This is a genomic window from Rhodococcus sp. 14-2483-1-1 (assembly GCF_002259335.1).
Lineage (GTDB): Bacteria > Actinomycetota > Actinomycetes > Mycobacteriales > Mycobacteriaceae > Rhodococcoides.
On the sequence record NZ_NPFX01000002.1, the window covers coordinates 23,095 to 49,754 of the forward strand.

Annotated in this window: 23 protein-coding genes; 13 read left to right on the plus strand and 10 right to left on the minus strand. The window is 65.6% G+C overall.

Annotated features, from left to right (window positions below; all coding sequences use genetic code 11):
• Positions 1–17 precede the first annotated feature (17 nt).
• The 4 genes from CH294_RS00205 to CH294_RS00220 all read left to right on the plus strand — a co-directional run bounded on the left by CH294_RS00205 (position 18) and on the right by CH294_RS00220 (position 7,079).
• Positions 18–4,547 carry an ATP-dependent helicase gene (locus CH294_RS00205; RefSeq protein WP_094736801.1) on the plus strand — a complete coding sequence of 1,510 codons (4,530 nt, stop codon included), beginning with the start codon at positions 18–20 and terminating at the stop codon, positions 4,545–4,547.
• Between the two features lie 44 nt (positions 4,548–4,591).
• The gene (locus CH294_RS00210) at positions 4,592–5,365 is read left to right on the plus strand and encodes a DNA-formamidopyrimidine glycosylase family protein (protein ID WP_094736687.1); all 774 of its coding nucleotides are present in this window, start codon (positions 4,592–4,594) and stop codon (positions 5,363–5,365) included.
• 110 nt (positions 5,366–5,475) lie between these two features.
• Entirely contained in the window at positions 5,476–5,826 is a 351-nt protein-coding gene (locus tag CH294_RS00215; protein WP_032404796.1) for a YciI family protein, read from the plus strand.
• Complete coding sequence (locus CH294_RS00220; protein WP_212709759.1) at positions 5,823–7,079, plus strand: RNA polymerase sigma factor; 1,257 nt, start codon at positions 5,823–5,825, stop codon at positions 7,077–7,079. Before CH294_RS00215 ends, CH294_RS00220 begins: the two co-directional genes overlap by 4 nt.
• 153 nt (positions 7,080–7,232) lie before the next feature.
• Here CH294_RS00220 and glpD read toward each other — a convergent pair whose 3' ends face one another.
• From glpD to CH294_RS00235, 3 genes are all read right to left on the minus strand, one after another.
• Positions 7,233–8,963: a glycerol-3-phosphate dehydrogenase gene (glpD, locus tag CH294_RS00225; RefSeq protein WP_032404795.1), complete on the minus strand. Its 1,731-nt coding sequence runs from the start codon at positions 8,961–8,963 to the stop codon at positions 7,233–7,235.
• Between the two features lie 103 nt (positions 8,964–9,066).
• Complete coding sequence (locus tag CH294_RS00230; RefSeq protein WP_094736688.1) at positions 9,067–10,290, minus strand: PLP-dependent aminotransferase family protein; 1,224 nt, start codon at positions 10,288–10,290, stop codon at positions 9,067–9,069.
• Between the two features lie 139 nt (positions 10,291–10,429).
• Positions 10,430–11,833: an NAD(P)H-quinone dehydrogenase gene (locus CH294_RS00235; RefSeq protein WP_032376850.1), complete on the minus strand. Its 1,404-nt coding sequence runs from the start codon at positions 11,831–11,833 to the stop codon at positions 10,430–10,432.
• 182 nt (positions 11,834–12,015) lie between these two features.
• On the opposite strand from CH294_RS00235, the gene CH294_RS00240 reads away from it, so the two are divergent.
• Positions 12,016–12,480, plus strand: coding sequence for a gamma-glutamylcyclotransferase (locus tag CH294_RS00240; protein WP_032404793.1), 465 nt, complete (start codon positions 12,016–12,018; stop codon positions 12,478–12,480).
• Between the two features lie 13 nt (positions 12,481–12,493).
• Here CH294_RS00240 and CH294_RS00245 read toward each other — a convergent pair whose 3' ends face one another.
• From CH294_RS00245 to CH294_RS00260, 4 genes are all read right to left on the minus strand, one after another.
• On the minus strand, positions 12,494–12,958 hold the full coding sequence (locus CH294_RS00245) for a TrmO family methyltransferase (RefSeq protein ID WP_032404792.1): 465 nt from the start codon (positions 12,956–12,958) through the stop codon (positions 12,494–12,496).
• A gap of 14 nt (positions 12,959–12,972) precedes the next feature.
• Positions 12,973–14,136 carry a M20 family metallopeptidase gene (locus CH294_RS00250; RefSeq protein ID WP_032404791.1) on the minus strand — a complete coding sequence of 388 codons (1,164 nt, stop codon included), beginning with the start codon at positions 14,134–14,136 and terminating at the stop codon, positions 12,973–12,975.
• Positions 14,133–15,308 (minus strand): M20 family metallopeptidase, encoded by a 1,176-nt coding sequence (locus CH294_RS00255; protein ID WP_170944550.1) that lies wholly within the window; start codon positions 15,306–15,308, stop codon positions 14,133–14,135. The genes CH294_RS00250 and CH294_RS00255 overlap by 4 nt, the downstream gene beginning before the upstream one ends.
• 99 nt (positions 15,309–15,407) lie before the next feature.
• The gene (locus CH294_RS00260) at positions 15,408–16,112 is read right to left on the minus strand and encodes an enoyl-CoA hydratase/isomerase family protein (protein ID WP_094736802.1); all 705 of its coding nucleotides are present in this window, start codon (positions 16,110–16,112) and stop codon (positions 15,408–15,410) included.
• Between the two features lie 120 nt (positions 16,113–16,232).
• On the opposite strand from CH294_RS00260, the gene CH294_RS00265 reads away from it, so the two are divergent.
• Positions 16,233–17,027, plus strand: a complete 795-nt coding sequence (locus tag CH294_RS00265) for a purine-nucleoside phosphorylase (protein ID WP_037156237.1) — start codon at positions 16,233–16,235, stop codon at positions 17,025–17,027.
• Positions 17,024–18,625, plus strand: coding sequence for a phospho-sugar mutase (locus tag CH294_RS00270; protein ID WP_094736689.1), 1,602 nt, complete (start codon positions 17,024–17,026; stop codon positions 18,623–18,625). Before CH294_RS00265 ends, CH294_RS00270 begins: the two co-directional genes overlap by 4 nt.
• A 19-nt stretch (positions 18,626–18,644) precedes the next feature.
• Here the strand turns inward: CH294_RS00270 and CH294_RS00275 are convergent, their stop codons facing one another.
• Together CH294_RS00275 and upp are read right to left on the minus strand one after the other, a co-directional pair.
• Positions 18,645–19,493, minus strand: coding sequence for a DUF2797 domain-containing protein (locus CH294_RS00275; RefSeq protein WP_249304952.1), 849 nt, complete (start codon positions 19,491–19,493; stop codon positions 18,645–18,647).
• Between the two features lie 80 nt (positions 19,494–19,573).
• Complete coding sequence (upp, locus tag CH294_RS00280) at positions 19,574–20,197, minus strand: uracil phosphoribosyltransferase (protein WP_032376845.1); 624 nt, start codon at positions 20,195–20,197, stop codon at positions 19,574–19,576.
• Between the two features lie 133 nt (positions 20,198–20,330).
• Between upp and CH294_RS00285 the strand changes: the two genes are divergently transcribed.
• From CH294_RS00285 to CH294_RS00300, 5 genes are read left to right on the plus strand one after another with little or no spacing between them, the layout of a single operon-like run.
• Positions 20,331–20,663 (plus strand): type VII secretion target, encoded by a 333-nt coding sequence (locus CH294_RS00285; RefSeq protein ID WP_037155867.1) that lies wholly within the window; start codon positions 20,331–20,333, stop codon positions 20,661–20,663.
• 5 nt (positions 20,664–20,668) lie between these two features.
• Positions 20,669–21,799, plus strand: a complete 1,131-nt coding sequence (locus CH294_RS00290) for a C40 family peptidase (RefSeq protein WP_037155870.1) — start codon at positions 20,669–20,671, stop codon at positions 21,797–21,799.
• Positions 21,796–22,149 carry a hypothetical protein gene (locus tag CH294_RS00295; protein ID WP_052058849.1) on the plus strand — a complete coding sequence of 118 codons (354 nt, stop codon included), beginning with the start codon at positions 21,796–21,798 and terminating at the stop codon, positions 22,147–22,149. Before CH294_RS00290 ends, CH294_RS00295 begins: the two co-directional genes overlap by 4 nt.
• A complete protein-coding gene (locus CH294_RS27685) occupies positions 22,146–22,460 on the plus strand; it encodes a YbaB/EbfC family nucleoid-associated protein (protein WP_052058850.1) in 315 nt (104 codons plus the stop codon). The genes CH294_RS00295 and CH294_RS27685 overlap by 4 nt, the downstream gene beginning before the upstream one ends.
• 15 nt (positions 22,461–22,475) lie before the next feature.
• On the plus strand, positions 22,476–23,756 hold the full coding sequence (locus CH294_RS00300) for a primosomal protein (protein ID WP_212709760.1): 1,281 nt from the start codon (positions 22,476–22,478) through the stop codon (positions 23,754–23,756).
• Between the two features lie 22 nt (positions 23,757–23,778).
• Here the strand turns inward: CH294_RS00300 and CH294_RS00305 are convergent, their stop codons facing one another.
• The gene (locus tag CH294_RS00305; RefSeq protein WP_094736690.1) at positions 23,779–24,903 is read right to left on the minus strand and encodes an adenosine deaminase; all 1,125 of its coding nucleotides are present in this window, start codon (positions 24,901–24,903) and stop codon (positions 23,779–23,781) included.
• 245 nt (positions 24,904–25,148) lie between these two features.
• On the opposite strand from CH294_RS00305, the gene CH294_RS00310 reads away from it, so the two are divergent.
• A complete protein-coding gene (locus CH294_RS00310; RefSeq protein WP_032376840.1) occupies positions 25,149–26,651 on the plus strand; it encodes an APC family permease in 1,503 nt (500 codons plus the stop codon).
• Positions 26,652–26,660: the final 9 nt, after the last annotated feature.

A 26,660-nucleotide genomic window follows, 5' to 3' on the forward strand; every position in this document is an offset into this window, starting at 1 on the left:
CGGACGAGCTGTCAGTGATGGAGAAGCTGTCGCGGCCTACTCGCGAGTGGTTCACCGGCGCTTTTCCGGCCCCCACCTCCGCGCAGCTGGGTGCCTGGTCGTCGATCTCGAGCGGCGCTCACACTCTTGTCGTCGCACCGACCGGATCGGGCAAGACCCTCTCGGCCTTTCTGTGGGCTCTGGACGAGCTGGCGCAACTGGGTGCGGACAGCAAGCGCAAGACGAAGGTCCTCTACATCTCCCCGCTCAAAGCGCTGGCGGTCGACGTCGAACGTAACCTGCGCGCTCCCCTGGTCGGTATCACTCAGACGGCCAAGCGACTCGGCCTCGATCCACCCGAGATCTCGGTGGGCGTGCGCTCCGGCGACACCAGCGCCGCCGACCGTCGGAACATGATCAAGACTCCCCCGGACATTCTGATCACCACCCCGGAGTCGCTGTTCCTCATGCTCACCTCGGCAGCGCGAGACATTCTCGCCGAGGTCGACACCGTGATCGTCGACGAGGTGCACGCCGTGGCCGGCACCAAGCGCGGCGCACATCTCGCGGTGTCGCTCGAACGGCTCGACGGCATGCTGGACAAGCCGGCGCAGCGCATCGGCCTGTCCGCGACGGTTCGCCCGCACGAGGAGGTCGGACGGTTCCTGGCCGGAGCTGCTCCCATCGAGATCGTCGCCCCGCCTGCCCCCAAAACGTTCGACCTGACGGTCCAGGTACCCGTCGAGGACATGACCGAACTGGGTGTCACCGATCCGAACGCCGATACCTCCGCCGCTCCCCCGGCGCAGGGCTCGATCTGGCCGCACGTCGAAGAGAAGATGGTCGATCTCATCCTCGAGCACAGTTCGTGCATCGTGTTCGCGAACTCGCGAAGGCTCGCCGAGCGACTCACGGCGCGGCTGAACGAGGTGTATGCCGAGCGAATCGGCGACGGCGTCGAGACACAACACAAGCCGCCGTCGCAGGTCGGCACTCCCAACGACGTGAACCACGGTGCCGATCCGTTGTTGGCCCGGGCCCACCACGGCAGCGTCAGCAAGGACCAACGCGCACTGATCGAGGACGACCTCAAAACCGGGCGGTTGCGCTGCGTCGTCGCCACCAGCAGCCTCGAACTCGGAATCGACATGGGCGCGGTCGATCTGGTAGTTCAGGTCGAGGCACCGCCGTCGGTGGCCAGCGGGCTCCAACGCGTCGGACGCGCGGGACACCAGGTCGGCGAGATCTCCAAGGGCGTACTGTTCCCCAAACACCGCACCGACCTGATCCACTGCGCGGTCACAGTCGAACGCATGACGTCGGGCAAGATCGAGGCACTGTTCGTACCCGCCAATCCGCTCGACGTGCTGGCCCAACAAACTGTCGCGGCCTGCGCCCTCGAACCCATCGACGCCGAGGACTGGTTCGATTCCGTCCGTCGCACAGGCAGTTTCGCCACGCTGCCCCGTTCGGCCTACGAATCGACTCTGGATCTGCTCTCGGGGCGCTACCCCTCGGACGAGTTCGCCGAACTCCGACCGAGGCTCGTGTGGGACCGCGACGCCAACACCCTCACCGGCCGGCCCGGGTCGCAGCGATTGGCGGTCACCTCTGGCGGAACCATCCCCGACCGCGGATTGTTCACCGTCTACATGGTCGGCGAAAAGCAGTCCAGAGTAGGCGAACTCGACGAAGAGATGGTCTACGAGTCACGAGTGGGTGACGTCTTCGCGCTCGGTGCCACCAGCTGGCGCATCGAGGAGATCACCCACGACCGGGTGTTGGTCAGTCCGGCGTACGGCCAACCGGGAAGGCTCCCGTTCTGGCACGGCGACGGTCTCGGTCGGCCGGCGGAACTGGGTCGGGCTCTGGGCGAGTTCCTGCGGAGCACCACCGATCGCAGCAACTTGGCCGAACGACTGAGCACCGACGGCCTCGATGCGAACGCCGTCAACAACCTGATCGCGTTGCTCGACGAGCAACTCGAGGCGACGGGTCAACTGCCCACCGACAAGACGATGATCGTCGAACGGTTCCGCGACGAACTGGGCGACTGGCGACTGGTGCTGCATTCGACCTACGGCCAGCAGGTACACGCGCCGTGGGCACTCGCGGTGGGCGCGAGACTGATCGAGCGCTACGGCATCGATGCCGCCCCCACGGCCTCCGACGACGGCATCATCGTCCGACTCCCCGATACCGACGATCAGCCACCCGGCGCGGAGCTGTTCGTGTTCGAGCGCGACGAGATTGCCGACATCGTCACCGAACAGGTCGGCGGATCGGCATTGTTCGCGTCCAGATTTCGGGAATGTGCCGCTCGCGCACTACTTCTGCCCCGCCGCAACCCGGGCAAGCGGGCACCGCTGTGGCAACAACGGCAGCGTTCGGCGCAGCTGCTCGACGTGGCACGCAAGTACCCGACGTTCCCGATCCTGCTCGAAACCGTCCGCGAATGCCTCCAGGACGTCTACGACCTCCCCGCCCTCGAAGACATCCTGGCCCGCATCGGTCGGCGCCAGATCAGAATCGTCGACGTCGAGACACCATCGCCGTCACCGTTCGCCAATTCGCTGCTGTTCAACTACGTCGGCGCTTTCATGTACGAGGGCGACAGCCCCCTGGCCGAACGCCGGGCCGCTGCACTGTCACTGGACTCCGCGCTGCTGGCCGAGTTGCTCGGACGCGTCGAGCTGCGAGAGTTGCTGGACGCAGGCGTCATCACCACCACCGAACTTGAGTTGCAGAGACTGCCCGAGGACAGACATGCCAAGGACATCGAAGGCGTAGCAGATCTGTTGCGGCTGCTCGGCCCGTTGACCGTGGACGAAATCGGGCTGCGAACCAACGGCGACGAATTCCCGCAATGGCTCACCGAACTCGCCGATGCCAAAAGGGCCATGGAGGTCACGTTCGCCGGACAGACCTGGTGGACGGCCATCGAGGACGCGGCTCGCTTGCGCGACGCACTCGGTGTTCCACTACCCATCGGCACCCCGGCCGCATTCATAGAACCCGTCGACGACCCGCTGGTCGACCTGATCAGCCGGTACGCACGAACCCACGGACCGTTCACCCTCGACGACGCAGCGGCGCGGTTCGGCGTCGGCACCGCCGTGGTACGCGACGTCCTGCGCAGATTAGCTGTCGACAAACGCGTCGTCGAGGGCGAGTTCCGACCCGGTGCCGCGGGCAGCGAATGGTGCGACGGCGAGGTTCTCCGGCGATTGCGGCGTCGGTCGCTCGCTGCGGCTCGGCAGGAGGTGGAACCCGTCTCCACCGCCACCCTCGGCCGCTTCCTGCCCGCGTGGCAGCACGTGGACAGCCGACGTCTGAGTGGCATCGACGGAGTCGCAACCGTCATCGAACAACTTGCGGGCGTTCCTGTTCCGGCATCGGCCTGGGAATCTCTCGTGCTCTCGTCGCGAGTGACCGATTACAGCCCGGCGATGCTCGACGAACTCACCTCCACCGGTGAGGTGTTGTGGTCGGGGCACGGTGCGATCTCGTCCAAGGACGGCTGGGTGAGCCTGCACATGGCCGACACCGCACCCCTCACCCTCGTACCCGCAGCCGAATCCGATCTGTCGGAGTTGCAGATTCGAATTCAGGACGCCGTCGCGGGCGGCGGTGCGTACTTCTTTCGGCAACTCTCCGACACCGTCGGCAGTACCGACGACACGGCGCTGCAGGCTGCCTTGTGGGAGTTGGTGTGGGCAGGGCGTCTGAGCAACGACACGTTCGCGCCGCTGCGCGCACTGCTGAACTCCACAGCCACCCGCTCGGCCCCGAGTCATCGATCCCCACGTCGCACACCGCGCCTGCGTTCCTACCGTCAGTTCGAGCGGCCGTCACTGCCCACCCGCACCGGCCCACCGACGGCCGGCGGTCGATGGTCACGATTGCCCGAACTCGAACCCGACCTCACCGTTCGCGCTCATGCCACCGCAGACGTACTTCTCGAGCGCTACGGCGTGGTGACCCGCGGCTCGGTGATGAACGAAGGGGTCCCGGGCGGATTCGCCACGATGTACAAGGTGCTCACCGGGTTCGAGGATTCCGGTCGATGCCGTCGCGGCTACTTCGTCGATTCGCTCGGCGGTGCCCAGTTCTCCACCTCCGACGTGGTCGACCGGTTGCGCAGTTACGACGAACCGAAGAAGAACGCCAGCGCCGTCGTACTCGCGTCGTGCGATCCGGCCAACCCCTACGGCGGAGCACTGCCCTGGCCGAAAGCCGGTGGTGGCGAGGCTGGTGTCGGCGAGAAGCCGGACGAAACGACGAAGCATCGGCCGGGCCGCAAGGCCGGTGCATTGGTCGTCCTCGTCCGAGGCGAATTGACGATGTTCGTCGAACGTGGCGGAAAGTCGGTGCTGACGTTCGGCGACAATACCGAGGACATCGCCTCTGCGGCAACAGCATTGGCAGGCACAGTCAAGCGCGGCGGAGTCGACAAACTGCTCGTCGAACGGATCAACGGTCACGACATCCACGGCACAGACTTCTCCAAGACACTGACCGAAGCAGGTTTCTCGGCAACACCACGAGGGCTTCGCTTGCGCCGCTGAATCATCCGTGACCGAGAAGAACATCAGAGAGGACACCGACACCGATGCCCGAGGGCGATACGGTCTGGCGCGCGGCCAACACTCTGCGGGCGGCGCTGGATGGACAGCAACTCACCACCTGTGACATTCGCGTACCACGTTATGCCACAGTAGATTTCACCGGCAAGACGGTCGACTCTGTCGCGTCGCGCGGCAAGCATCTGCTGATTCGGGTGGGCGGTTACTCCATTCATTCGCACCTCAAGATGGAGGGCACCTGGCACGTCTATGCACCCGGTGCGAGGTGGCGTCGCCCGGCGTTCCAGGCGCGCATCATCTTGAACACCGCGAACGCGCAGGCCATCGGGTTCGAACTCGGAGTGCTCGACATCATCGAGGACGAAGAGGAGGCCGTCGGATACCTCGGACCGGACCTGCTCGGACCCGACTGGGACCCCGACGTCGCCCTCACCAATCTGGAGTCGGATCCGGCTCGTCCCGTCGGACTCGCTCTGCTCGACCAGCGCAACATCGCCGGCCTCGGCAATGTCTACCGCAACGAGATCTGCTTTCTGCGTGGAATCGACCCGCGCACGCCGGTCGCCGACGCCGGCGACCTGAAGAAGACCATCGACCTGTCCTATCGACTGATCATGGCCAACAAGGATCGAAATCAGCGCGTCACCACTGGAGATCGGCGACCCGGCCGACACTTCTGGGTGTACGGCCGGGAGAACAAGCCGTGCCGACGGTGCGGAACCACCATCGAGTTCGGGCTCGTCGGTGACAACCCGCTCGAGGAGCGGCAGATCTACTATTGCCCGCACTGTCAGAACTGAGGTCTGGCGAGATTGTCCGGTCCATGGTGTCCTTTTCGACGAACCCCGTTCGTCCTTCAGTTGTAGGTCGGCGAACGGCACCGACCACGACGATTCTTCAGGAGCTCACCATGACCGCATACGCAGCCATCGTCTACACCCATGATGCCGACTGGACCTCGCCCGACGTGGCGGACGAAATGGCCGAATACGGTGCATTCAGTGCCGCGGCCGGACCCGCGATCACCGGCGGCGCTGTCCTTCACCCCACGTCGACCGCCACCACGGTGCGCGTGTCGGGTGGGAAGGGCGGCGACGTTTTGACGACGGACGGTCCGTTCGCCGAAGCAAAAGAGGTACTCGCAGGGTTCTTCCTCCTCGAGGCACAGGATCTCGACGCGGCAATTGCATTGGCAGCACAGATCCCCGCGGCGTGGAACGGAGCAATCGAAGTACGGCCGATCATCCCGATGGCTCAGTGAGCACACCGGCCGAGCACCTGGCGGCCGTGGTTCGTGACGAGGGTCGCCGAGTTCTGGCGACCCTCGTGCGGATCACCGGCAGTCTTGCCGTCGCCGAAGACGCGGTGTCCGAGGCCGTGGTGGCCGCACTCGCCCACTGGCCTCGGTCGGGTGTGCCCGACAACCCCCGCGCCTGGCTCACGACCGTGGCTCGCAACAAGGCGCTCGACATCGTCAGACGCGAGGCCGGGCGCAGCGCCAAGGAGCGGGAGGCAGCGAATCTTGCACTGCTGAAACAGGATTGGAGTGACGGCGACCAGGATTCGGTCAGTGACGACCTACTGCGGTTGGTCTTCACCTGCTGCCATCCGACTCTCTCCGTCGAGGCGCAGGTGGCACTGAGCCTGCGCACCCTCTGCGGGCTGGCCACTGTCGACGTCGCACGCCTGATGCTCGTGCCCGAAGCCACCATGGCCAAACGCCTCACGCGCGCGAAGAAGAAGATCGCCGCTGCCAACATTCCGTACCGAGTACCGGATTCGGCGGAGTTACCGCAACGACTGGACGCGGTGTCCACCACTGTGTACCTGCTGTTCACCGCGGGGCATCTCGGCGGCGAGACTCTGGTGCGGCCTCAGTTATGCGACGAAGCAATTCGGTTGGCCCGCCTGATGATCGACCTCATGCCGGACGAGCCGTCTCTTCGAGGGCTGCTGGCATTGATGCTGTTCACGGATTCGCGCCGGGCCACAAGAACGGACGGGGAGGGCGGCCTGGTCAGGCTCGAAGATCAGGACCGATCTCGCTGGAACAGAGAGGCCATCGAGGAGGGCATGCAGTGGGTGGACAGTGCGCTACGGCGAAACGACACCCACCCCAGCAGATACACCATCCAGGCAGCCATCGCAGCATGTCACTCCGGTGCGGCAACCTACGCCGACACCGACTGGTCTCGGATCGTCGTGCTGTACGACGCTCTTGCCGTCGTGGAGAACACACCGATCGTGGCACTCAACCGAGGTGTCGCCGTCGGGGAAAGTCAGGGTCCTGCCGCCGGACTCGATGCACTCGACGCCATCGACTCTCTGAGTGGGCACTATCTCTGGCATGCCTGTCGAGCTGTGATGCTGGATCGACTCGGCCGGGCGGAGGAAGCCAGAAGTGCACGAACAACCGCTCTGGCTCTCGACCCGTCGCCGGCCGAAAGGGCGTTCCTGCGAGCGCAGCTCGACTCGCATACTCACTCTGATCAGCACCGCCGGGACCAAACCTGACGGCTCACTGTCAGGTGAGACCAAGCCTGCTCACAGCTTCGCCGATCACCATGGATCCCATGTTGACATTGGCGATACTCACCCTGCTGGTCATGGCCGTCTCCGGCGCAACGGCGGCTCGCGCACCCAGAACACTGGTGCGAACTCGCTGACTCAGAACCCGCGAACCGGTTCCAGAATTTCCTGTCGGGCCTCAGGAGCGACGACCCGCAACGCGTCCGCCGACTCGTCGTCGGGCTGGCGCTGCGATTCGATCTCGGCCTCCACCCGGGCGCGGTAGGTCTCGACTTCACGATCGACCATGGCCTCGTCCCACCCCAGAACAGGCGCGATCAACGCTGCCACCTGACCCGCGCAGTTCATCCCACGGTGCGAGTACTCGATGGAAATCCGGGTACGACGCGACAGCACGTCCTCCAGGTGCAACGCGCCCTCCGCCGCCGCCGCATAGACCACCTCGACCTGCAGATAGGACGGTGCATCGGTGAGTGGTTGCAGCAGTTCGGGTTTCCCGTCCGCCATCGCCAACACCTCGTCGATCAGCGAACCGTATCGGTCGAGCAGGTGCGTCACCCGATGTGGATGCAAGTTGTACATCTCGCCCAGATGCGGTGCCTGATTGACCAGAGCGAAGTAACCGTCGGCACCGACGAGGGGCACCTTCTCGGTGATCGATGACGCCACCCGCACCGGAATGTCCTCCGCCGCCAGATCGACGGCGTCCTCGGCCATCACTCGGTAGGTCGTGTACTTGCCGCCGGCGATGGCGATGAGTCCCGGTGCCACGCGAGCGACCGCGTGCTCGCGAGAGAGCTTGGAGGTCTCGTCGCTCTCGCCTGCCAGCAGTGGCCGCAGGCCCGCATACACACCGTCGATGTCCTCATGGGTGAGCGGCGTGACGAGCACACCGTTGACCTCACCCAGGATGTAGTCGATGTCGGCCTTGGTCGCGGCCGGATGGGCAAGATCGAGATTCCAGTCGGTGTCGGTGGTGCCGATGATCCAGTGCGCACCCCACGGGATGATGAAGAGCACGGATTTCTCGGTGCGCAGAATGATCGCGGCTTCGCTGACGATTCGGTCGCGCGGCACCACGATGTGCACACCCTTCGATGCTCGCACCCGAAACCGTCCGCGCATGTTGGACAGCGATTGAATCTCGTCGGTCCACACGCCGGTGGCGTTGATCACCACGTGTGCGCGTACTTCCGTGGTGGCACCGGTCTCCGAATCGCGCACTCGCACACCGGATACCCGATCTGCCTCCCGCAGGAACCCGACGACCTGGGTGGATGTACGAACCACCGCGCCGTAGTGAGCGGCCGTTCTGGCGACGGTCATGGTGTGCCGGGCATCGTCGACGACGGTGTCGTAGTACCGAATTCCGCCGATCAGCGACTTCCGTTTGATGCCGGGCGACATCCGCAACGCACCGGAACGCGTCAGATGCTTCTGCTGCGGAACCGATTTGGCCCCACCCATCCGGTCGTAGAGAAAGATGCCCGCGGCGATGTACGGGCGCTCCCACAGGCGATGAGTGAGCGGAAACAGAAACTTCAGCGGCTTGACCAGGTGCGGTGCGAGTGTGGACAACGAGAGTTCTCGTTCGTGCAGCGCCTCGCGTACGAGCCCGAACTCGAGCTGCTCGAGATAGCGGAGCCCGCCGTGGAACATCTTCGACGAGCGAGACGAGGTGCCCGACGCATAATCACGCGCCTCGACCAGAGCCACCTTCAGACCCCGCGTCGCCGCGTCGAGGGCCGCACCGGAGCCGACGACGCCACCGCCGACGACCACGACGTCGAACTGCTCGGTTCCGAGCTGATCCCACGCCTCCACCCGCTGGGTGGGTCCGAGGAACTTCGTGTTCGATCGGTTGCTCACTGTGACGCTCCCTATCCGTCGAAAAACCCCGCGCACTACGTGCATGTCAGGTTACCGCCCCAGGTCCGCCACGCGCAGAACCTGCCGACCGGGCTCCGCGAGGTCAGCGAGTGCGGATGGACGTGTGTGCAGCGCCCAATCGACGCACCGCCTCCGCCAGCTCTGCCGGGGTCGATCCCGCGAAGCTCAACCGGAGCGAGCGGCCGTACTGCTCGGCCGACGCAAACGCCGAGCCGGGAACGAAGGCGACTCCATGCTCCAGGGCGACCGCGAGCAACCCGCTCGTATCGGTCCCGTCCTCGAACGTGGCCCAGGCGAACATTCCACCAGTCGGGCGCGAGACCGTGAGCCGCGCGGAGAACTCGGCATCGAGCGCATCCGTCAATGCCGTTGCACGGCATGCATACTCGCGACGCAATATCGCCAAGTGTGCGTCCAACCACGCAGTGTCGCCGAGCATGTTCGCCGCCATCAGCTGCGTCATCGAGGAACCGCACAGATCGGCACCCTGCTTGAGGAGCTCCACAGCCGCACACACGGCGGGCGGTGCGACGAACCAGCCGACACGCAGCGTCGGAGCGAGGATCTTCGACGCACTCGACAGCCGGATGACACGATCGCCGAAACAGGCTATCGGCGGCGGCGGTGCGCCCGTACCGTGCACAGAGCCTGTTGCTGCGAACCAGATCTCGCCGTACGGGTCGTCCTCGATCACCCAGAATCCGTAGTGATCCGCGAGCGCCGCGAGGTGCCGACGCCGGTGCTCGCTCATCGTGACCCCGCGAGGGTTGTGGAAGTTGGCGACCGTGTGGACCACCGCAGGACGCAGCCCCGCCGTCAACCGTCGTTCGAGTTCCGCGGTGTCCATCCCGTCGGCGTCGATTTCGATGGCCTCGATCCGTGCCTCGGCGATCGAGAACACCTGCAGCGCACCGGTATACGCGGGCTCGTCGACCACGACAACGGCACCTGGGTCGATCAGCGCCTGCGCGAGCAACGTCAGGGCCTGCTGCGATCCGTGCGTGACGACGACGGTGTCCGTCGGAACCGTCACTCCCCCGCGCACGGCGCTCTCTCTGGCCGCGATCACGCTGCGCAGCGTGCGATGACCGGCAGTCTCGCAGTATTGGACGGCATCGGGGCTCCGCAGTACCGCGTCGGCGGCAGCCGCGATGCGGTCGACGGGGATCAGATCCGTGGCCGGCAGGCCTCCCGCCAGGCTGATGACGTCGTCGCGAGAGGTGAGGGCAAGAAGATCACGGATGGCCGAGCTGGACAACGATGCGGTACGTCGGGCCAAGCCGACGGGGAGGTGAGTAGAAGACATGAAAGAGACTCCGGGGCAGCAGGAACGAAGGAACGGCCCGCGGATCCGCTGAGTCGAGGAGAGAGCGGACGGGTGTGTCCGCTCTCTCGACTGTCTCACGTGCTACCGAAATATGAAACGTAATTCTCACATTGTGAGATCAGTCCAGATCGTCGTGCGCCATCAGCTGACGCGCAGCCTCGATGACCGATCCCGACAACGACGGATACACCGAGAACGTGTTGGCCAGGTCGTTGACCGAGAGGTTGTTCTGCACCGCCATCGCGATGGGCAGAATCAGCTCCGACGCACTCGGGGCGACCACAACGCCGCCGATGACGACGCCGGTGGCCGGGCGACAGAAGATCTTGACGAAACCGCGCTTGAGCCCGCTCATCTTCGCTCGCGGATTTGTGGTCAGTGGCAGCATCACCACGCGCGCCGGTACGTCACCGGCGTCGATCTTGGACTGTGCGACGCCGACCGACGCGATCTCGGGCCGCGTGAACACCGCGGAGGCCACGGTCTTGAGCTTGATCGGGCTCACGGCCTGTCCCAGTGCGTGGTACATCGCGATGCGTCCCTGCATCGCCGCGACCGAGGCCAGCGGCAGCAGACCGGTGCAGTCACCGGCTGCGTAGATGCCCGCGACCGCGGTACGAGATACGCGGTCCACTCGCAGGTATCCACCCTTGTCGAGTTCGATGCCGACCTTCTCGAGTCCCAGACCGGAGGTGTTGGGAACCGATCCGACGGTCATCAGCGCGTGACTGCCCTCGACGGTGCGACCGTCCGACAGCGTGACGAGAACACCGTCGTCGGTGCGAACCACCGAGTCCGCACGGGCGTGCTTGACGAGGGTGACACCTCGCTCGTTGAACGCGTCCTCGAGGACCAGAGCGGCATCCTCGTCCTCGTGTGGGAGGACGCGGTCGCGGCTCGAGACCGCGGTGACCTTGACGCCCATCTCGGTGTAGGCCGAGACGAACTCGGCACCGGTCACACCGGATCCGACGACAACCAAGTGCTCGGGTAGGGCCTCGAGGTCGTAGAGCTGACGCCAGTTGAGAATGCGTTCGCCGTCGGGCTCGGCTCCCTTGACCACGCGGGGGCGGGCACCGGTCGCGATGAGGACGACGTCGGCGTCGAGGATGCGTTCCTCGCCGTCGGCCAACACCGCCTTGATTTGATGCGAGGCCATACCGACATGGGTGTCGATCATCTCGGCGCGGCCGGCCAGGAGTTCGACGCCGACCGAGGTGACGCGGTGGGCGATGTCGGCCGACTGAGCCTGCGCGAGACTCTTGACTCGGTCGTGAATCTTCGGAAGCGCAACGGCGGCCTGCGATGGATCGAGCGAAATACCCAGGTCGCTGGCTCGACGCATTTCGGTGCGAATGCCGGTCGAGGCGATGAACGTCTTCGACGGCACGCAGTCCCACAGAACGCAGGCACCGCCGATACCGTCGGAATCGACGAGCGTCACCTGTCCGCCGTGCTGGGCGGCTACCAATGCTGCTTCGTACCCTGCCGGACCACCACCGATGATCACAATCCGGGTCATTGATCCTCTTCTCGCGTGCTCGAAATTCTCTCGCTTTGTCCCCTCAACGGTATTGCAGAGGCCGCCCCGGCGCGTCGGTAGGGCTGGCTTCGGTGACCCGGGAGGCGACCGGACCTGCGACGACTCACCGAAACAGGACCACGACGCGTCAACCGGCACCGATACGGTTTAGGCTGGCCGACGTGCCAATTTATGCCGCCTACGGATCGAACATGCATCCGGAGCAGATGTTGCAGCGATGCCCACACTCCCCCCTGTCGGGAACCGGGTGGCTGCACGGATGGCGGTTGACCTTCGGCGGCGGCGACATCGGCTGGGAAGGCGCACTCGCCACGATCGTCGAGGATCCCGACTCTCAGGTCTTCGTCGTCCTCTACGACGTATCGGACGAGGACGAGGAAAGTCTGGATCGCTGGGAGGGCTCCGAACTCGGCATTCACCGCAAGATCCGACTACGCATCGAGACCGGCCGTGAGCCGGTACTGGCGTGGATGTACGTGCTCGATGCCTACGAGGGTGGCCTGCCGTCGGCCCGCTATCTCGGAGTGATGGCGGAAGCAGCCGAAATTGCCGGTGCCCCAGCCGAATACGTGCGAGACCTGCGAACCCGCAACAGCCGCAACGTGGGTCCCGGCACAGCCTCGTAGCTCGAAGGGCAGATCAGAAGTAGTTCTTCATCACCGACGCCACCCAGGCCGGCTCGGTCACGTCCGCACGCTCCGGAACCATGGACTGCAGGAACGGTTTGACGTCGAGGACCGGTGAGCCGTCGATAGCGTCGAGACCTCGAACTCGGATGCGCAGTCCGTCGACGTCGACGATCTCGCACCGCGACACTCCGAGATGGTTGGGGCGGTCCTTGACGCGTTGGGCGAGGACTCCCACCCGAGGAAGCGTCGTGTCGCCGCGGGGGTGGCGCGAGCCGGTGGTCGTCGCGGCCGGATCACATCGGTGGAAGCCGTAGACGACCTCGAGGTGCGAGAAGTCGGCAAGACCGAGAGTCGCGTCGACGTCGAGCACGGTCCGGTCGAGGTCGATGACGGACTCGACGGATCCCCAGTTGTCGTCCACCACCTCGGCACGGTCGGATCGAACGATTCCGATCGGCGACACTTCGAAAGCCATCTCGTTCCCTGCCCCTAGTTCGGATCCAGCGCGATTCCGGTCATCACCTTCACACCCACGGCCAGTGCTCGCTCGTCGAGATCGAACGTGGGCTGATGGATGTCGAGTTGGGGGCCGGTACCTGGCCATACGCCCAGCCGAGCCATCGCCCCCGGCACCCTTTCGAGGTACCACGAGAAATCCTCGCCGCCACCGGACTGCGCGGTATCGGCGAGGGCGGTTGCCCCGACCCGTGTGATCGCCTTCTCGAAGGTGTGCGTGGACGAGGGGTCGTTGACCACCGGCGGTACGCCGCGGCGGTAGTGCAACTCGAATTGCACCCCGGTGGGAGCCAGCAATCCGGTGACGATCTCGCGAACCAACGGTTCGAGCAACGCCCAGGTCTCGTGATCGCCGGTGCGGACGGTACCGGTCAGCATGCCGGTCTGCGGAATGGCGTTGGGGGCCTGGCCCGCCACCACCGCTCCCCACACCATGACCGTGCTGGTCCGAGGATCGATGCGCCTGCTCAGCATCCCGGGCAGGCCGGTGATGACCGTGCCGAGCGCGTACACGAGATCCGTCGTCAGGTGTGGCCGCGACGTGTGACCGCCGGGTGAGTCCAGCCGCAGCTCGACGGTGTCGGCGGCGGAGGTGATGGCACCGACACGTACGCCGACCTGCCCCACCTCGAGCCGCGGATCACAGTGCAGCGCAAAGATCTTGGTGACACCGTCGAGCGCGCCCGCGGCCACCGCGTCCAGCGCACCCCCGGGCATGACCTCCTCGGCGGGCTGAAAGATCAGGCGCACCCCGTACTGCAGATCCGGCAGCGATGCCAGCGCCAGCCCGGTCGCGAGCAGCACCGTGGTGTGCGCGTCGTGGCCGCAGGCGTGCGACACCCCGGGCACAGTCGACGAATACGCCGCGCCGGTGTTCTCCTGCAGCGGTAGGGCATCCATGTCTGCCCGCAACGCGACACGAGGACCGTCGGGTCCGATGTCGCAGATCAACCCCGTTCCGCCGGGGAGGGGCTTGGGTGACAGGCCCGCTGCTTCCAGTTGTTCGATCACGAATGCGGTGGTGCCGAATTCGCGTCGAGCGAGTTCCGGGTTGGCGTGAATGTGCCGACGCCACAGCGACAGATCTGCCGTGTGCGACTCGATCCACCGATCGATCGCGGCCTCACGAGTGTTCACTGTTGCCCAGCCGATCGGGCGCTCACGCCGTCGAGCAGGCGGGCCCGAGTGCTGGGATCGGCTGCAGCACGCGCGGCAGTTCTGGCCAGACCGAGGGCTCCGTCGCGTAATGCTCGGTCGGCGGACTCGGTGACGCACGCAGCGGCGAACTCCGGCTGATGCGTCACCGCCCCGCCTGCGTCGAGCCCGACGACGGGATGGATACCAGGTAGAACATTCGTCACGTTTCCCATGTCTGTGCTGCCCAACGGGCGAAATCCTTCCAAATCCGGAGCCAACGGCGATCGGCCCAACGCTTCGATCTCCTGACGAAAAGCCGCGACCAGCCACGAATCCGGCGTCAACGCAGCGTATGTCGGTGACACCGTACGAATCTCGTGAGTACACCCGGTGGCGAGTGCCCCGGCCTCGAAACACGCGAACGCCTTGGTCGTCAGCGCCTCGAGCGACTCCGTGGTGTTCGCGCGCAGGTAGTAGAGCAACTCGGCATGGCCGGGAACGATGTTCGGCGCCGCCCCGCCATCGCTGACGATGCCGTGGAACTGCTGACCGGGTGCCAGGTGCTGACGCAGCAAACCGAGCGCCACCTGGGAGATGGTGACCGCATCGCCTGCGTTGATTCCCCATTCCGGAGCGGCCGAGGCATGCGCGGCGCGGCCGGTGAACTGCACGGCGACGTCGGCCAGAGCCAGCGACGTCGCACCGACGATGTCGAAGGGTCCGGGGTGGACCATCAGTGCCGCGCCGATGCCGTCGAACACTCCGCGCTCGAGCATCAGCACCTTGCCGCCGCCGGTCTCCTCGGCCGGGGTGCCGAGCACTCGGACGGTGACGCCCAGAGCGTCGGCGACCGGAGCCAATGCAAGCGCCGCCCCCACCGCGGACGCCGCAATGATGTTGTGCCCGCACGCATGACCGATCTCCGGCAGGGCGTCGTACTCCGCACAGATACCGATCACCAGGTCCCCGCTGCCGAACGACGCGGTGAACGCGGTATCCATGTCTGCCACGTTCGACTCGATCTCGAAATCGTGGGCTCTGAGCGTTTCGAGGATCTTGGCGACGCTGCGATGTTCTTCGAACGCCAGCTCGGGCTCGGCATGAATCGAGTGCGACAGTGCGACCAGTTCGCCGGTCGCGGCGGCCAGGGCGCGGTCCATGGCACTGGCCACAGCAGCACTGTTCGATTCGTCCGTCACGAGAGACAGTGTGTCACTAGCGTGGCCGAGTGTCGGAACGGCTGTGCCGACTTGCAGGCAGAGACCGGCTTGCTACTTTCCGAAGCTGAAGTTGCTGTCGTCGGTTGCGGTGTTCAGCGCGGCGAGCAGATCCACGTGCATACGTGCCTTGATACCGGCAAGATTTGCACCCCGGGTGCTCGTCAGCGCCGCAGCCTTCGCGACCGCATCGGACACCAAAGACTCCTCCGGTGCCGTCGCCTCGACGATTCCGGCGGTCACGGCGTCGGCACCGCCGTAGCGGCGACCGGTCGTCATTGCCTCGACGGCCGTCTGCTTGGGCAGCCGGGAGTTGATCAACGCGGACATCCCCACGGTGAACGGCATGTTCAGGTTCACCTCGGGCAGGCAGTAGAAGCCTCGGTCGGCGCGCTGGATACGGAAGTCGTGCGAGGTGGCGAACATTGCGCCCGCTCCGAACGCGTGCCCCTGCACCGCGGCGACGGTGGCCATCGGAAACGCCAGGAGCCGGGTGTACAGCGTGTGGACACGGTCGAGGTACCAGGTGATCTTGTCCAGGTTGGCGAAGAGCCAATCGGTGTCGAGACCGTTGCTGTAGAACTTGCCCGCCGACGTGGTGACCAGTGCCGCCGGACCGGTCGACGCCTCGACCTCGTCGAGCAACGCGTGGACGGCGTCGATCCAGTCCGGGTGGAACCGATTCTCCGGATTGTCCGCGCCGTCCTGGGCACCGAGGAACAGGATGTGGACGTCGCCGTCGCGTTCGAGATAAGGCATGCAGCGGATACTACTCGGGGGTAACTTGCTGGTGGCAACCTCCATCGGTCGCACATCCATCGCGTCGATCTCCTACTGTTGTTCATCGTGGCAACCACCGACGCACATGAGACCGACCCCGTGACCGACCCCGAGGGGGCCGCGCGCACCGCCGCCGACGCTCTCGCCGCGGCGACCGGAGTCGACACCCATTCCGTGGCCATCGTCCTCGGCTCCGGCTGGCAGGCAGCAGCCGATGTCTTCGGCTCCCCCACCGCGACCGTGCGCATGGCCGACCTGCCCGGCTTCGCGCCGCCGTCGGCGTCGGGTCACTCGGGCACCATCACCTCGGTGGACGTCGGCGGTACCCACACCCTGCTGCTGCAGGGCCGCACCCACGCCTACGAAGGTCACGACCTGCGACGCGTCGTGCACCCCGTGCGCACCGCGATCGCTGCAGGCGCGACGACCGTCGTGCTGACCAATGCCGCAGGCGGAATTCGCGATGGCATGAGCGTCGGGCAGCCCGTCCTGATTTCCGACCACCTCAACCTCACCGCACGTTCGCCTCTCGTCGGTGCCGAGTTCGTCGATCTGGTCGACGCGTACTCCCCCGAACTTCGCGCTCTTGCGGCCCAGATCGATCCGTCTCTCGAAGACGGCGTCTACGCAGGTCTGCCCGGCCCCCACTACGAGACGCCTGCCGAGATCCGGATGCTGCGCACTCTCGGAGCAGACCTCGTGGGTATGTCGACGGTGCACGAGACGATCGCCGCACGGGCGAAGGGCGCTCGAGTCCTCGGCATCTCGCTGGTCACCAACCTTGCGGCCGGAATGACCGGCGAGCACCTCAACCACACCGAAGTACTCGCTGCCGGTAAGGATTCCGCTGCCCGGATGGGTGCCTTGCTGCACGAATTGGTCACTCGGCTGTGACCGAGGAGCTTTCCGAACGCGTGCAGCGCTGGATCGCAGGCGATCCGGACCCCACTACCCGTGACGAACTGCGCAGCCTGTCCGACGCCGAACTCACCGATCGGTTCAGTGGCCCACTGACGTTCGGCACGGCGGGCTTGAGAGGACCGGTACGCGCGGGACCCAACGGGATGAACGAGGCGGTAGTGGTGAAGACCACCGCCGGAATCGCAGCATGGTTGATCGAGAAGGGCCTCGGCGGGTCGACCGTCGTCGTCGGCCGCGACGCCAGAACCGGCTCCGAACAGTTCGCCTTCGCGGCCGCGGAAACCCTGTTCGCCCAGGGATTTTCGGTGGTCTTGCTGCCTCGACCGCTCCCGACTCCCGTCGTCGCCTTCGCGGTACGTGCCCTCGACGCCGAGCTCGGCGTGCAGATCACGGCGTCACACAACCCCGCGGCGGACAACGGCTACAAGGTGTACCTCCGCGGCGGCTCGCAACTGATCCCGCCGAGTGACGCGGAGATCGAGACGCTCATCGCCGCCACCGGCGACGCGGTCGACGTTCCCCGTTCGATCGTCGAACCCAGCGGTACCGACATCGCTGCGCGTTACCTCGATTCGGTTGTTGCACTGCCTCGTTCGACGCGCCGAGATATCCGCATCGCCCTCACGGCGCTGCACGGCGTCGGCGGCGAGCTGGCCACAGCGGCGCTGCGTGGAGCAGGGTTCCGCGACGTCCAGGTGGTCGAGGAACAATTCGAGCCCGACCCTGCGTTCCCCACCGTCACGTTCCCCAACCCCGAGGAACCGGGCGCTGCCGATGCGGTGCTCGCTCTCGCGGCCGAGATCGACGCCGATATCGCGATAGCCCTCGACCCCGATGCCGATCGCTGTGCCGTCGGGGTGCCCACGGACAGCGGGTGGCGCATGCTGACCGGCGACGAGACCGGAGCACTGCTCGCGAACCATCTCCTCGCCTATGCGCCCGCCGACCCGTTGGTGGCCAACACCATCGTCTCGTCACAACTGCTCTCCGCGCTCGCTCCGGCGCGTGGTGCCCGCTATGCCCGCACCCTGACCGGATTCAAATGGCTCGTCCGCGCGGGCGAGGGTCTCGTGTACGCCTACGAGGAGGCCATCGGGCACTGCGTCGACCCGAACGTGGTGCGCGACAAGGACGGCATCTCGGCAGCGGTAGTGCTCGCAGATCTGGCCGCCGGACTGAAACAGGACCGGCGCACCCTGCTCGACGTACTCGACGAGCTCGCGGTCGAGTTCGGCGTGCACCTGGGTTCACAGGTGTCGCGGCGGGTCGAGGACCTCGCCGAGATCGGCAACATGATGCGCAGGTTGCGTAGCGAACCGCCGACGACACTGGCCGGCCGCCCTGTCGCCGTACTGGACTACAGTGACCGTGACGATGAGTTGCGCACCGACGCAGTCGAAATCAGCGGATCGGGACTGCGGGTGATCGTGCGGCCGTCCGGTACCGAACCCAAGCTCAAGGCGTACCTCGAAGTGATCGAGCAGGTCGACAGACCCGAGGACCTGACGCGAGCGCGGGCGACGGCGGCCGAACTGCTGGCCGAGCTGACCACCTTCGCCCAGCAGCTCTAGACGAGACGGACCCCCGGAGTCAGAACAGGGCCGATTGCACCGCGGGCAGATCCGAGGTGAAGGCACCGAGTTCTATTCGCCGACCTTTGAGTGCTGCCAGATCCACGACGTAGGTGTCGTCGTCCACAGTGGCGATCACCGCCTGCCCGACGCATGTCCTGATTTCGAGTCCATGAGCTCCGGTCGCGACATCCGCGGGGTAGGTGACGCGACTGACGTTCTCGCTCAACGCTTCGCGTCCGGCGGGCGGCGTCCATCGTTCGTCGATCGGGGTGCACCCTGCGATGCCCGCGCCGGTCAGCATCTCGCGGACCTGCTCGGCCCGGGCAGCGGTGGCGGCGTCGAGCTTCTCGACGTCGATCGGTAGACACAGCGAGGCCGCTTTCGCCGCGGATCGCACTGCTTGCCGAAGCCCCATCGACTCGGTCACGAGATCCTCGGCCACCCGAACAGCTTTCCCGTCGTCGGCGTGGGCGACGTACCGCGCACAAATGGCTCCTTGCTCGGCGAGCCGACCCCACTTACGTGTGTCCGCTGCCGTCCCGATCTTGAAGGTACCGTTCGCGAATGCCGCCAGATAGAGCCAATGCGGTTGCATGACATGCTTTTCCAGATCACGCGAGACGAAGCCGCTGCGATGCACGGTGTGCACGAATCGAAAACTGTCCTTGTCGGCGCAGGTCGCGCACTGGCCCGACGCGACGGCGCGCTCCCGGCCGGGGCACGGCACGTAGCGCGGCGGGCCGTCGGCCCGAAATGCCATGCGCCCGGTGCAGTACCGATCGGTCGAAGCACCCGGCGCGCGGTAACCGAATGTGCGGCCGACCAGTTCGTGAAACTCGATCTGCTCGGTGTCGACATCGAGCACCCGTAATCTCGGGCGGGGTGCAGGTGCCGCCTCCGAGGGCCAGGAGACCCCGAGGACCAAGCGGGCGGCGGTAGCGGAGGTCAGCGTGGACCGAACTGACGATCGCCTGCGTCACCGAGGCCGGGGACGATGAACGCGTTCTCGTTCAGGCCGTCGTCGATGCTCGCTGCCACCAATCGCACCGGCAGGCCCGAGGCTTCCAGCGCGGCAACACCTTCGGGAGCGGCCACGACGCAGATGGCCGTAACCTCCGCCGCACCGCGACCGACGAGCAGTTCGATCGTGTGCACCATGGAGCCGCCGGTGGCCAGCATGGGGTCCAGCACGTATACCGGCGTCTGCGACAGATCGTCGGGCAAGGACTCCATGTACGGGACGGGCTGATGCGTCTGTTCGTCCCGGGCCATCCCCACGAATCCGACGCGGGACTGCGGAATCAGACTGCTGGCCTTCTCCACCATGCCCAGACCTGCACGCAGAACCGGTACGAGCAACGGCGGGCGTGCCAGCCTGGTGCCCTCGGTCACGGCGACGGGGGTGCGCACTTCGAAGGTATCGATGGCGGCGTCTCGGGTGGCCTCGTAGACCAGCATGTGGGTGAGTTGACGAAGAGCCGTCCGGAACGTGGCATTGTCGCTGCGCTCGTCCCGCATCGTGGTGAGCAGGGCTGCGGCCAGTGGGTGGTCGACCACGTGTGTTTCCATGCCGTCCAGGATAGGACTTCGGTGGTCGGACGCGAACGGCAAGTCAGGGGAACCGAATGGCGGGCATCCGCGTCGAACCAGTTGGGCGTCGCACTCGGCGGCCCTGAATCGATTGCTTTCTCAGGGGGCACTGATGGCCGAACTCGTCGTCGACACCGAGGGGGTCCTCGCATACAGTGCGGTGGCGTCGACCATGGCCCAACAGATCGCCGCGGCGGGCGCTGCCGCTGCTGCGTGCGGTCCAGCCGTGCTCGCACCGGTGTTCGGCCTGATCGGACAGGAATTTCTCGGTGCTGTCACCGGTACCCATCTTGCGCACACCGACGCCGTGGTGCGCTTGGCCGGAGCGGTGGCGAGCATCGGTTCCGCGGCCACGGCATCGGCGGTGTCGTACGCCCTCACCGATGCCGGCACCGGAGCAACCGTCGCGGGCTCGGCGGCCGGTATCGCGCCGGACGCGAGGTAGCGGCCATGATCGATCTGTTGGCCCGTCCGATCGTCGACCTGCTCGGTGCCTTCGGCAACGGAGCGGTTCCCACCGGGGGTCCGGCCGATGTGCTTCGTGTGTCCTCGGCAGCGATCGAGGCGGCGCAGGGAGTCGGCAGGGTCGCGATCACCGAGCTCGCCGCGAATTGGAACGGTGCCGCCGCCGACGCCGCAATTCGATACGCCGAGAACGCACACTCGTCCGCGATCGCCCTCGCGGACCACGCCGACGAAATCGCCGCCGTCGTCGATCAGGCCTGCCGCGATACCAACCAGGGTTTCCTCGAACTGCAGGCCATCGCGGCGTCGTTCGTGGGCATCGCACTCTCGGCCGGACCGATCATCGCTACGCCGGTAGGGCAGACCATGCTGATCTCGGCAGCCATCGAGCACCTCGAGCGGGCCCTGGTGGTGGTTGCCCGTGTTCGAGCCGAATTGGCCGCGCACACTGCGAAAGTCGGGGCACTCGCCGCTCCGCCGACGGTGCCCGCCCCCGTGGGCGGAGGACCGGTACCTGCACCCGGATCTTCCTCGAATCTCATGACCTCACCTGCGACGTCGCAGGTGATCGAGGCCGGTGAGAAATTGGCGAAGACGTTCGCGCAGTCGTTGTCCTCCCCTGCTACCGGAGCCGACGTGCCGGGTGGTGGCGGCGGTGGCGCACTGAACTATCTGGGTGATCCGGCAGCCGACTCTTCCCGGTCGACCGACAGCGCCGGTCGCGGCGTCGAGGTGCGGTTGCCCGACGGCAGTACCGTCACCGCACCGAACCCCGAGGCCGCGGGTGCCGTTCGTAGTGCATTGACGCAACAGGGCGTGCCCTACGCGTGGGGCGGTACCACTCCGGGCAGCGGGCTCGACTGCAGCGGATTGACTCAGTGGGCGTACTCGCAACAGGGCGTCGAGATCCCCCGTCTGGCGCAGGAACAAGGCATCGGCTCGGCCGTGGCACCGGGTGAGGTGATGCCCGGCGACCTTGCGGTCTGGGACGGCCACGTGGCCATGGTCATCGGCAACGGCCAGCTGGTCGAAGCCGGAGATCCGGTGCAGGTCGGACCGATCCGAACGACCAACAGCGGTATGGGCTTCAAGGGCTTCTACCGTCCGACCGAATGAAGGGCCGGCCAGTGACGGACTCGGACACCACCGTTGTCAGTGCGGTATCGGGCACCAGATCGGGATCGGTGACAGTGCGCTCCACCGAACACGGGCTACCGATCGCAGTTGCCATCGACGAGCGCGAACTGCGTTACGGCGGAGGCGCGTTGGCGGCGACGATTCTGCAGCAAAGCGAGCGGGCGAGCGCCGCGGCCCGCGCGCAGCGCCGTACCATGCTGGCCGAGGACGGCGTTCCTGCCGACGTTCTCGATCGCCTCGGATTACCCACGAGCGCCCGAGTGGCTGCCGCTGCGAACGAGGACTCGGCCGAGGATGTCGCCCCCGCGAGTTGGTTGAGGCAGGCATGACCCACACGCACACCACCGAAGTCGACGCTCTGGTCGGCGGAGCCCAGCACCGGCTGGACACCCTGCGCGAGACTCACGAGCGACTGGACCGCATCAGGTTTCGAGTCACCTCTCCGGACAACCTGGTGACCGTCGTCGCCGATGGATCCGGTGCCATGGTCGAACTCGAACTCGCCGAGAACCTCGGATCGGTGACCGCTCGCGTACTCGCGTCGACGATCACCTCCGTGGCTGCCGAGGCCGCCGCTGGGGCACTCGACCACCGCGAAGGCATCCTGCAAACTCTGCAAGCGTCGTTCACAGACTCCTGAGATAGGCTTCGCGCCATGGCTGGAGACATCATCCCGATCGAACTCGGTCTCACCGCCGGTGACTTCTCGACACTGTGGGCACCGGAGTGGCGAGAAGGCGACGACGAGTGGGAGGCATTCCTCGGACACGAGGAAGATCTGTACGGATTCTCGACCGTCGCAGAGCTCGCGGCGTTCGTCCGATCCGACGACGACAACGATCTCACCGACCATCCGTCGTGGCCGGTGGTCTCCGCTCTGGCGGCGTACGAGCTCGAGCCCGACGATCTGCATCGCTTCGATCTGGTGGCCGTACCGGAGCTGGTGGCCTCGGAACCCGAAGCCGACGTCCTCGCCGAACTGCAGGCAACCTTCGACATCGTCGCCTCCATCGGTGATGTATGCGAATTGCGGCCCGTCACAAGCTTTTTCGGAACCAATCCGTTCGTGGGGGCAGTCGGCGGAGGCGTCGAGAACTTCCTCGGTCGTGAGGGAGCCGAACTGTGGGATCGCATCGGAGCGGCGGTTGCCAAACACTGGGACGACGTACTGGACGCAGTCGACTCCATCGTCACCTCGCCCGACGTCGATTCCGCTGCCGTTGCCGTAGCAGAAGCCGAGATCACAGCAGCGGCGGAGAATGCCGTCGACGCCGATGACGCCACGGACGACATCGACTCCGATTCCGACGACGACGACGAAGACGAAGACGACGATTCCGAAGACGACGATGTCGATCGTGATCCGATCGCCGCGGCGGCCGCCGAGGAGACGTTCTGGACCACTGTCGGCATCGATCCGATTCGCATCATCACCTCGGACGACACGCTGTACACCCTGCGTTGCTACCTCGGCGACAAACCGGTGTTCCTCGGCCGCGGCGGTGCGATCAGCGTGTTCGGCTCCGAGCGCTCGCTCGCCCGGTACCTGGCCGATGATCACGACCACGATCTCGCTCAGGTCAGCACGTACTCGGACATTCAGACCGCCGCCATCGACGGCTCGCTCGACATCACAATCACCGACGACAACGTGTACGTGCTCCCCGGCCTGGCCGACGATCTCGCCGAGGGCCCGACTGCGGTCGATGCCGATCAGCTGGATCTGGCCGTCGAATTGTTCACCGATGCAGCCGATTTCGCCGGTGACACATCCGTCGAGGAGGCGCTCGCCACGTCGACGCCGTTGGGCTGGTACGTCTCGTACACCCTCGAACCTAGTCCCGATCGACTCGCTCCGAGCGCGCCGTTCGCCGTCGAGGCCGAAGCATGGCGCGCGCTCGAGCGCGAGTTCGAGGGCCGACTCCGCAAGAAGTAACAACCGGCCCTCGCGCGGAGGGTCAGCCGATCAGGACCGCATAACCGGGCTTGATGACGTCGTCGATCAGCGCCAGCCGCTCGTCGAACGGTAGAAACGCGGACTTCATCGCGTTGATGGTGAACCGCTCGAGATCACTCCAGCCGTAGCCGAAGGTCTCGACGAGCTTGACCATCTCGCGACTCATCGAGGTGTCGCTCATCAACCGGTTGTCGGTGTTGACGGTGACCCGAAAGCGTAGGCGTGCAAGCAGATCGAACGGGTGTGTCGCCAAGGACTCGACCGCGCCGGTCTGCACGTTGGAACTCGGGCAGAGTTCGAGGGGCATTCGGGTGTCACGCACGTATGCGGCCAGCAAACCGAGCGTGGGCGAGCCGTCGGCTTCGTGGGTGATGTCGTCGGTGATCCGAACTCCGTGACCGAGCCTGTCGGTCCCGCAGAACGCCACTGCTTCCTGAATGGACGGCAGACCGAAGGCTTCGCCCGCGTGAATGGTGAAGTGTGCGTTGCTTGCTCGCATGTACTCGAAGGCATCGAGGTGGCGGCTGGGAGGAAAGCCCGCTTCGGCACCGGCGATGTCGAAGCCGACGACACCGCGATCGCGGAATCGAACCGTCAACTCCGCGATCTCCCGCGAGCGAGCCGCATGTCGCATCGCGGTGAGCAGGGTGCCGATCGTGATGTTCTTGCCTCGTACCTTGGCTGCGGAGATCCCCGCCTCGAAACCTGCGAGGGTATGGGTGACGACCTCGTCGAGTGTCAGTCCGCGTTCGAGATGCTGCTCCGGGGCGAAGCGCACCTCGGCATACACGACGCCGTCGTCGGCGAGATCCTCGGCGCATTCGCGCGCTACTCGAAACAGTCCCTCGGGAGTCTGCATCACTGCCACCGTGTGCGCGAACGTTTCGAGGTAGCGCACCAGCGAGCCGCTGTCGGCGGACTCGCGGAACCATTCGCCCAGTGCAGCGCCGTCGGTGGCGGGAAGCCCGTCGTAACCACACTCGTCGGCCAGTTCCAGCACTGTCTGCGGTCGAAGTCCGCCATCGAGGTGATCGTGCAGCAACGCCTTCGGAGCTGTCGTGATCGACGCGAGATCGAGTGGCGCGCTGCCACCGATCGAAGACTGTGTGTTCTCCGTGGTGCTCATGTGTCGACGGTAGCGCGCAGCCCGTGCGTACGCGCGTCCGCCGGAACCCCTCGGCGAGTCCGCGGATTCCGGCGAACCCTGCTACTTCTGCGACCCATTTCGTTGCATTGTTACTCCAATGAAAACAATTCCGTCGATACACAGCGAATCGGCGACGGAAATCGTAGTGTTCATCCAACACACGCGACCGATTCTGTCGGGTCTCCTTCCGACGTCCTCGGTCGACTCGAACCTCGGAGAGACCTATGTCGATTGCGGAACCGCCGAACACCATTCCGGGTAAGGGACTCAACACCGGCGCTCTCGGGTTGGTCGGCAACATCGTCATCGGACTGTCGGCGGTGGCGCCGGCATACAGTCTGGCCGCCACCCTCGGCTACGTCGTCCTGGCCGTCGGCGACAAAGCACCGTCGATGTTTCTCATCGCTTTCGTCCCGATGCTGCTCACGGCCTTCGCCTACCGAGAATTGGGACGCGACACCCCGGACTGCGGAACGTCGTTCACCTGGGGCACCAAGGCATTCGGCCCGTGGGTCGGCTGGATGGCGGGATGGGGGCTGGCAGTCTCGGCGATCATCGTGCTCGCCAACGTTGCCGAGATCGCTGCCATCTATCTGTTCGAGTTCCTCGGTCTGTCGGACTTGGCGGAGTCGACTGCGGCCAAGGTCGCACTCGGTTCGTTCTTCATCGTCTCGATGACCTACGTCAGTTTTCGCGGCATCCTGATCAGCGAACGCATGCAGAACGTGCTGCTGGTCGTGCAGTTCGGTGTGCTCATCGGAGTGTCGGTGACGGCACTGGTCAAGGTGGGGACCGGCACCGCCGGACCTCAGGCCATCACGCCCCAGTGGAGTTGGTTGGTTCCCACCGGGGTGACGATGTCCGACGCGGCCCAGGCCATCATCCTGTGCATCTTCATCTATTGGGGATGGGACGCCTGCCTGGCCGTCGGCGAGGAAACGAAGGATTCGGAGAAGACGCCGGGACGTGCCGCGGTGATCACCACGCTGATCCTCGTCGCCACGTACGTTCTCGTCGGATACGCCGTGCAGTCGTTCGCCGGCTTCGGCGATACCGGCATCGGCCTGAACAACCCGGACAACGTCGACGATGTACTCACCATTCTCGGAGATCCTGTCGCCGGCTCGATCGTGGCGTCCTTGTTGTTGCTGACCGTCTCGATCTCGGCGCTGTCCTCGACTCAGACGACCATTCTGCCCACTGCCCGAGGAACTCTGTCGATGGCTGTGTACGAGGCCATTCCCAAGCGGTTCGCCAGCGTGCACCCCAAGTACATGACCCCTGGCTTCGGCACACTCGTGATGGGGGCCGCGGCCCTGCTGTTCTACCTGGTGCTCACCTTCGTCAGCGCCAACGCATTGCAGGATTCGGTGGCCTCGCTCGGGCTCGCGGTCGCGTTCTACTACGGCATCACCGCGTATGCGTGCACCTGGTACTTCCGCCGGACGCTCTTCTCGTCCGTCCGAAACCTGTTCATGCGCGGCATCTTTCCGTTTCTCGGCGGACTGTCGATGACGTGGGCGTTCGTGCAGAGCGCAATCGACATGATCAAACCCGACTACGGTTACACCGTCTACGGACCGATCGGCGGAGTGTTCGTCCTCGGCGTCGGCATGCTGGTACTCGGAATCCCGCTGATGCTGCTGTGCTTCGTGGGCAACAAGGACTTCTTCCAGGGCAAGACACTCACCGCGTCCACCGAAGTCAAGGTTCCGGACACTTACTAGAAGAGAAGG